Genomic DNA, 1024 nt, shown 5'->3' on the forward strand with positions numbered 1-1024 from the left:
CCTGAGTTTGACAAAAGGTGACCTAACTTGGCGTCGGGGAGGTATTTGACCTGGGATTTTGGTCTAAAAAGGCGCTCTTCGACGTACTAACTGCCCCTGATTGCGGTAGTGTTTCGACCTGTGCGTACATACCGCGTGGTGAACACACGGTCTGGGAAAAAGGCAGTCCAACTCGGGCACTACGACCACGGCCGGTGGATCTACGAATCCACCCTCGGATCGACCGACGACGAAGCCACTCTGCAGCAATGGATTCTGCAGGCTACGACCCTCTGCGAACCCGATCAACTAGCCTTTGACCTGGGGATCACGCCGCAAGATATCGATGTGACCGGCGGCAACCACACTCCTGAGGACCCCGACGCAACCGACGACGGTGGCCTGTTCCCGCACCCGAATCGGCCGAAGAAGCAAGCAGAGAAGCCTGCGGGTCGGTCTGCAGGTACACCAGTGTCGATTGTGCAGGGGCGTGCGCTGCCGCCGCACAAGGCAGTGCTTCGGGACGTGCTTTTCAACGCCTACGACAATCTCGGGCTCAACGTCTTAAATGATCGAGTGTTTGCCGCCATGGTCATCGCCCATATCGTGCGCCCCAGTTCGAAAGCCGGGATGCGGCTGACATTCGCAGAACTCGGTCTGCCGGAGGTGCATTACAACACCCTGCGCAACAGGCTCAGATGGTGCAATGAGCGCGGGTACCGGCAGGTGATTTCTACGGCTCTTCACAAGCACGTCCGGCACCATCACCAGGTCAACCTGGTGCTTTATGACGTCACTACCTTGTACTTCGAAGTGGATAACGAAGACGAGCTTCGCCGGCGAGGAAAGTCCAAGGAGCACCGCGTCGAACCGCAGGTCATTGTCGGGTTGCTCGCTGATGATCGGGGATTCCCACTGGATGTGGATTGCTGGGCGGGCAACACTTCTGAACAGTCCACCGTGGTCGGCATCGTCAATGAGTACAAAACCCGCTACCAGCTCGATCAGCTCATCGTTGTTGCGGATACTGGCATGCTGTCCGCCG

The 1024-nt window shown here is 57.9% G+C and carries 1 protein-coding gene; it reads left to right on the forward strand.

The annotated features are described in order from the left end of the window. Window positions 1-120: 120 nt before the first annotated feature. Window positions 121-1024: IS1634 family transposase (locus C1Y63_RS12615; RefSeq protein WP_146128973.1), on the forward strand; the 904-nt coding region annotated here is incomplete at its 3' end.

Source organism: Corynebacterium sp. 13CS0277 (genome assembly GCF_002994655.1).
Taxonomy (GTDB): Bacteria; Actinomycetota; Actinomycetes; order Mycobacteriales; family Mycobacteriaceae; genus Corynebacterium.